Here is a 6,874-nt window from a genome sequence, read left to right on the forward strand (position 1 = left end):
AGGAAACTAGAAAATGCTAGAAATTCATCATTTCACACTTTAAATTTTTTAATAGAGTTCGTTAACGAGCGAATATTTTTTGCAATTCTTTGAATTTCGCTATGCATTTTTCGTGTTGCGTTTAATTGTTCATTAGTTGCGTTCGATACTTTTTCAATGCGAAGGGCATTTTGTTTTGCCATATCTCTTAATTGCACTGAGTTATTTGCAACTTCTTTCGTGTTTGTAGTAATGGAATGTATCGTTGCGGATACTTCACCAATGTGTGGACCTACCTCATTTACTGCAGAAACTATCTGTTGAAACTTAGCAGCAGTTTGATTTGTGATTTCAATACCTGATTGAACTGATTCAATAGCACTAGCCATAAAGTGTACGGATTCTTTCATATCCTTTTGAATAAGTTTAACGATTTCTTCAATAACCCTCGTTGAATCAACTGATTGCTCAGAGAGTTTTCGAACTTCCCCTGCCACTACACTAAATCCTTTTCCAGATTCACCAGCTCTTGCTGCTTCAATTGCTGCATTTAAAGCAAGAAGTTTGGTTTGTTCAGCAATTGAATTAATTATTTCAATGACTTGTTCAATTTTATTGGAGTGGTTCGCTAAAACTAACATCATTTCATTCGTTAGTGTTACTGCATGTTCTATCTTTTGCATTTGTTCCATGTTCATTGTTACGTAGTGAACACCTGCATTTGCCTCGTTTACCGTTTGATGAATATTTCTTTCAATGTATTCAATTTGCTGGGTAATGGTTTCAACACCAGAAGCAATTTCTTGTATCGAGATTGTATTTACATCTAGTTGCTCGGTTGAACGAATTGTTGATTTCGTTAAACTCGTAGCATCTTGGGAAATATGTATAGAGGCTTCCGTTGTTTTTTCTGATGCGCGTTGGAGTTGTTCGTTTGCTTCATCAACTGAAGCAGCACTTTGTTGAACAATTTTTAACAACTCTTTCACTTCTGTAGCCATCTGATTAAAGCTAAGCATTACTTCTCCAAGTTCATCCTTTGTATCATAAGTAGCAACACTCGTAAAATCTCCTTGTTCTGCTTTTTTTAATAATGATTTAAGTTGACTTGTTGGAATTTTTACAGCACGTGTTGCCCCTAAATTAAAGTAGATAATGACTAAAATAATAAAAAGTGAAACACTAGTTAATAATTTATAACCAAATGCAATATCTTTCTGATATGTATTCAATTGACTATTAGCCCGATCAACGACATATTGTTTTGTTTCTTTCAAAATATTTAATGATTCTTTTAAGTTCTGGTCAGTTAAAGTGGTATTTAATTGTTTACTGTAAAACTCCAATTTCTTATCAAAATTAGGTAAGTTATTTTGAATTTCCCTTGCTTCACGGAAGTTACCCTGATATACACTTTCTTCAATGTTTGAAATTGTATTTACAGCTAAAACCTTTTCTTCATACATTCTCTCAGTGTTATTTTCCATCTTTCTTAAATAATCCATGCTAAAAATAGCAAGTATGCAATTTGATAAGATACAAACTATCATTAAAACTAGTAATCGGTCATTCACCTTTATATAGCGTTTCAAACGCATGTACTCGACCCCCACAACATTTGTAGTTCGAGCATAGATTAGTACTATAAAGTTGATGTAGATTTATTGTAAATAAATTGTAAAAAAGAGCCCCTAACAAATAGGAGCTCTTCTTAAGACTACATAAATTCTTTAACTAATTGATTAAATTGATCTTCACTTAAATTCATATCTAAGCTATTCAATGGCGCTTCAGCAAACCCTGGAATTTTTTCTTGGTACGATTTTGTTTCAGTATCTTGATAAATAATACCAGTTACTAAACCTTCTTTTTCCATTACTGTTTGCATTGCTAATTCTCTGTTTGAAGAGTCATAACCTTCAATATCAGATAGTTTTGTTAAATGCTCTTTAAACCATTCATATGTGTTCACTTTATTGTATGTTACACATGGGCTAAATACGTTGATGAACGAGAAGCCTTTGTGTTGGATACCTGCTTCGATTAATGCTGTTAATTCTTTAATATCAGTAGAGAATCCTTGTGCTACAAATGTTGCACCTGATGATAATGCCACTTCTAAAGGTTTTAATGAAGGTTCGATTGCTCCTTCAGGTGTTGATTTTGTAATAAATCCTTTTGCAGAACGTGGTGATGTTTGACCTTTTGTTAAACCGTAAATTTGGTTATCCATTACAACGTACGTAATATCGATATTGCGACGGATGGCATGGACTGTATGCGCCATACCAATTGCAAAACCGTCACCGTCTCCACCTGAAGCGATTACGTTTAAATCTCGGTTTGCCATTTTTAAACCTTGTGCTATCGGTAATGCGCGGCCATGAATACCATGGAATCCGTAAGAGTTAATGTAACCTGCAATACGACCAGAACAACCGATACCAGCAACAACTGCAAGCTCATGTGGTTCAATACCGACATTTGCTGCCGCACGTTGAATAGCTGCTTGAACAGAAAAGTCACCGCAGCCAGGACACCAGTTAGGTTTCACTGAGTTACGAAAATCTTTAAATGTTGCCATTAGTCAAGCAACTCCTTTACTTTAGTTTTGAGCTCACCTGGTAAGAACGGTGTACCGTCGTATTTTGTGAGACTAACAATTTTATCGTGACCGCCAACATTCATTTTCATAATGTTTGCAAGTTGGCCAGTTTTATTGTTTTCAACGACAATTACTTTTTTTGCACTTGCAACTAATGGAGCCATTTCACTTGATGGGAATGGGAAAATTAGTCGAGCATGTGCATGGTTTACTTTTAAACCTTCTTCGTTAAGACGTTCTTGAGCTTCTTCAATTGCACCACGTGTTGAGTTAAAACCAACAAGTAATACGTCTGCTTCTTCATGAGGAGCATTTACGTAAATAGGTGTATCAAAATTCAAGTTTTCTAATTTGCGGAAACGCTTGTCCATTTGTGTATTACGGTTACCAGCTGCTTCACTTGGTTTACCTGTTTCATCGTGCTCAACACCAGTTACATGGTGAATACCATTTGGTGTACCTGGGAAGACGCGAGGTGAAATACCATCTTCAGTATTTTCATATCGTTTGAAATAATCTTTGTTGTCGTTTGGTTCGATTTCTCGATCAACAAGTTTACCACGGCGAACTTGAATTTTACTATAATCAAATGGATCTGTTGTTTGTTTTCCTAACGCAAGTTGTAGATCCGTAATTACAATTACAGGAAGTTGTAATTCTTCTGCAATATTAAATGCTTGAATTGTATCAAAGAATGCTTCTTCTAATGTAGAAGGCGCAATAACCACTTTTGGAATTTCCCCGTGTGTACCATAAAGCATTGCCATTAAATCGGATTGTTCTTGCTTTGTAGGTAAACCAGTAGATGGACCACCACGTTGCGTATCAAAAATAACTAATGGTTGTTCTGTCATACCAGATAGACCAATCGCTTCCATCATTAATGAAAGACCAGGGCCAGCAGATGCTGTGAAGGCACGTACACCACCATAGTTTGCTCCGATAGCCATTGTTGCAGCTGCAATTTCATCTTCCGTTTGAATAACTGCTCCACCTAATTTTGGAAGTTTTTTAATCATATATTCCATAATTTCAGATGCTGGAGTAATTGGGTATGCTGCCATAAAACGTGATCCCGCTGCAATTGCACCTAGCGCAACAGCATCGTTCCCAATCATGAACATACGGCGTTTTCCGTCAGCTGGTGCTAACTCCCATTCACCAACACGATCGCCTAAAAGTTCACTCATTGCATCGTAACCCTTTTGGATTGCGTCCATATTTTTTTGAACGACTTCTTCTCCTTTACGGCCAAAGATTTCTTCTACAACACCTTGGAATACTGACGTTTCTAAGTTTAGAAGCGCAGAAGTTGCACCAATTGCCACCATGTTTTTCATTAGAGATGTACCAAGTTCAGTTGCAATCTCTGTAAAAGGAACAACAAATAATGGTGCTTTTGAGTCTTCTGGTTTCACAGGCTCAAATTTTGCATCCGCTAATATAATTGATTTTTCGGTTAACTCTTTATAATTTACTTCAATTGTTTCTTGGTCAAATGCAACTAATATATCTAAATCGTCTGCAATAGAACGGACTTCTGTAGGTCTAACTGTAATTTTATTATTCGTATGGCCACCCTTAATACGTGAAGAGAAATGACGGTAACCGTATAGGTGATATCCTAAACGATTCATAGCCATTGAGAAAATTTCTCCGGTACTCTCGATCCCTTCCCCTTGCTGCCCACCGACTTTCCATGAAAGCTGATGTAACATTTTAACAACTCCTTAAACGAAACTATTTTTTATATTTTTTCCTATCATAGTTTAACACGAACTTTTTTCATTAACTATCCAATTTACAACATTTACATGAAAATCAGACCTTTGACGGAATGACAGTTATCACATGTTGTACATTTCAGTCAATTTAGCTTTCTTCATTAAAATATAGAACATACTAACAAATTGAAAAAGCTCTTGCTAATTAGACATAAGCTAATTAACAAGAGCTTTCTGGTTTAAATTTTTAACTAACGATTTCTCTTTTCAACAACCAACTTCAATGCCGTACGATCTTCCCCTGCAATTGTAATATCAGCAAATGCAGGTGCGCAAATTAAGTCGGTACCACTTGGTGCGACAAAACCTCGCGCAATCGCAACTGCCTTTACTGCTTGATTTAAAGCACCTGCACCTACAGCTTGCATTTCCGCATATCCTTGCTCCCTGATCACCGCAACAAGCGCACCTGCGACAGAATTTGGATTAGAGCGAGACGATACTTTTAATGAATCCACATTTATTCCTCCCCATATAGCTTTAATAAATGTTGAATGAAGCAATTGAATTGTTTGGCGTTCATTCAAAGGACTTCAACTTAGTGTCCGTAACACATTTTATGTTGCTAAAGTGGAAAATAGAATCTAATGTAACTGAATTTGGAAATGTTTTTTTATTATTATGAAACTTTTGAAAAAGCAGTAGATCCATTAACCTTGAAACGGATAATCTTCATTAATATATACGCGTTCACAGTGTTTTGCTTTACCTGTCTTATCATCAATTTCAACAAAAAATCCGCTCAACACTTCACGCCCAGCTTTTGGTACTTCAAAACGTGATGGCATATTTGTTTGGAATTTATAAATAACGCTTTCTTTTGTCATTCCTAATACTTCATCATATGGCCCAGTCATCCCAACATCTGTAATATACGCTGTTCCTCCTGGATAAATGCGTGCATCTGCTGTTTGCACGTGGGTATGTGTTCCAACTAATGCTGATACTTGTCCATCTAAATGCCAACCAAGGGCAATTTTCTCACTCGTTACTTCCGCATGAAAATCAACAAAAATTAATGGAGATGTTTTTCTTGCTTCCTCTACTAATTCATCTGCAACTGCAAATGGATCTTCATGGGGCGGTAAAAAGACGCGACCGTGTAAATTAATTACTGATAATGTCACACCGTTTTTCGAAATTTGAACCATGCCCTTTCCAGGTGCTTCCTTCGAAAAGTTTGCAGGACGAATTAAATAATCTGCATCATCAATAAAGTCAAATATATCTTTATTATCCCAAGTATGATTTCCCATTGTGATCACATCAACACCTACTTGTAATAGCTGTTGATAAATTTTTCTAGTTATGCCACGTCCAGCTGCAGCATTTTCTCCATTTGCAATCACAACATCAGGAGCATATTTTTTCTTTAAGCGTGGTAAATATTTTTCTACAGCATCTCTCCCGATTGAACCAACAATATCACCAATAAACAATACTTTCATCGTACGACCTACTTTCTATAATAACACTTTTATTTTACCATTCCCTAGAACAAAAGGGCAAAATAAAACGCAAATCCTCCGGGGGAAATGCGTTAAGAATGCAATCAGTAATAATAGTAATTATTATTTTTCGGCATTTTGTAATTATTCAATACCACACCTAATATTTTTGCATGTGCCGCTTCAAGACTTGCCTTTGCTTTAATCACATCCGCTTTATCTACATAGCCACTATTCACAATTAACAACGTTCCATCACATTTATTTGATAATATTTGAGCATCCGTTACGGATAAGATTGGTGGTGCATCAAAAATAATTATTTCATATTCATTTTTTACAATATCAAGAAATGTCTCTAATTTTTTTGAGGATAGTAGTTCAGAAGGATTTGGTGGAATTGGACCGCTAACGATAATATCGATATTATTTATGTCGGAATGTTGTATAGCATTCAGAACGTCAACTTGATTTGATAATATATTTGATAACCCTACAACATTAAACAAATTAAAGGTATGATGTATAGTCGGCTTTCTCATATCTGCATCCACAATTAGCACTTTCTTTCCTTCTTGAGCAAAAACAACACCTAAATTGGCAGCATTCGTCGTTTTCCCTTCTCCTGGAATAGAAGATGTTACTAAAATGGTTTTAATTTCTTGATCGGGCATTGAAAATTGAATATTAGTTCGGATGGTACGAAATTGTTCTGTGATAATTGACTTTGGATTTGAGTATGCAATTAATTTTCTTGCTAATGTAAGTTTTTGTTTTTTCTTTTTGTTCAATTTCATCTAATTCCCCCTAGGTGTTCGGGCGTATTGTCAAAACTTATATATATAAATCGCTAATAATCGTTGGTTTTACAGTCTTTTATGCAAAAAAACTTGCCACCCCCTGAATTTTGATGTTAGTTGAGGTTACCACACCACACAACTACCCAAAAAGGAAGTGACAAGTTTGTACCCTCAATTATTAGCGTATTTAATTGAATTTATCAAGTACCAAGAAAAAATAATTAAAATATTAATGGTGATAATATTTGGTAAGGCTGT

6 protein-coding genes are annotated in these 6,874 nt (G+C 35.6%); all 6 read right to left on the reverse strand.

Annotated features, from left to right (window positions below):
• Nucleotides 1–32: 32 nt before the first annotated feature.
• Entirely contained in the window at nt 33–1,577 is a 1,545-nt protein-coding gene (locus D8M03_RS06690) for a methyl-accepting chemotaxis protein (RefSeq protein ID WP_121214005.1), read from the reverse strand.
• Between the two features lie 119 nt (nt 1,578–1,696).
• Nucleotides 1,697–2,563, reverse strand: a complete 867-nt coding sequence (locus tag D8M03_RS06695) for a 2-oxoacid:ferredoxin oxidoreductase subunit beta (RefSeq protein ID WP_121214006.1) — start codon at nt 2,561–2,563, stop codon at nt 1,697–1,699.
• Nucleotides 2,563–4,302: a 2-oxoacid:acceptor oxidoreductase subunit alpha gene (locus tag D8M03_RS06700; protein WP_121214007.1), complete on the reverse strand. Its 1,740-nt coding sequence runs from the start codon at nt 4,300–4,302 to the stop codon at nt 2,563–2,565. Before D8M03_RS06700 ends, D8M03_RS06695 begins: the two co-directional genes overlap by 1 nt.
• 257 nt (nt 4,303–4,559) lie before the next feature.
• A complete protein-coding gene (locus D8M03_RS06705; RefSeq protein WP_097072367.1) occupies nt 4,560–4,826 on the reverse strand; it encodes a stage V sporulation protein S in 267 nt (88 codons plus the stop codon).
• A gap of 192 nt (nt 4,827–5,018) precedes the next feature.
• On the reverse strand, nt 5,019–5,816 hold the full coding sequence (locus D8M03_RS06710) for a TIGR00282 family metallophosphoesterase (protein WP_121214008.1): 798 nt from the start codon (nt 5,814–5,816) through the stop codon (nt 5,019–5,021).
• 104 nt (nt 5,817–5,920) lie between these two features.
• Entirely contained in the window at nt 5,921–6,613 is a 693-nt protein-coding gene (locus tag D8M03_RS06715; RefSeq protein WP_121214009.1) for a CpsD/CapB family tyrosine-protein kinase, read from the reverse strand.
• Between the last annotated feature and the right edge of the window lie 261 nt (nt 6,614–6,874).

This window comes from Ureibacillus endophyticus (assembly GCF_003628435.1).
In the GTDB taxonomy this organism is placed as follows: domain Bacteria; phylum Bacillota; class Bacilli; order Bacillales_A; family Planococcaceae; genus Ureibacillus; species Ureibacillus endophyticus.

Coding starts and splice junctions, on each gene's coding strand:
- D8M03_RS06690 (WP_121214005.1), bottom strand. CDS start 1,577: ATGCGTTTGAAACGCTATATAAAGGTGAATGACCGATTACTAGTTTTA.
- D8M03_RS06695 (WP_121214006.1), bottom strand. CDS start 2,563: ATGGCAACATTTAAAGATTTTCGTAACTCAGTGAAACCTAACTGGTGT.
- D8M03_RS06700 (WP_121214007.1), bottom strand. CDS start 4,302: ATGTTACATCAGCTTTCATGGAAAGTCGGTGGGCAGCAAGGGGAAGGG.
- D8M03_RS06710 (WP_121214008.1), bottom strand. CDS start 5,816: ATGAAAGTATTGTTTATTGGTGATATTGTTGGTTCAATCGGGAGAGAT.
- D8M03_RS06715 (WP_121214009.1), bottom strand. CDS start 6,613: ATGAAATTGAACAAAAAGAAAAAACAAAAACTTACATTAGCAAGAAAA.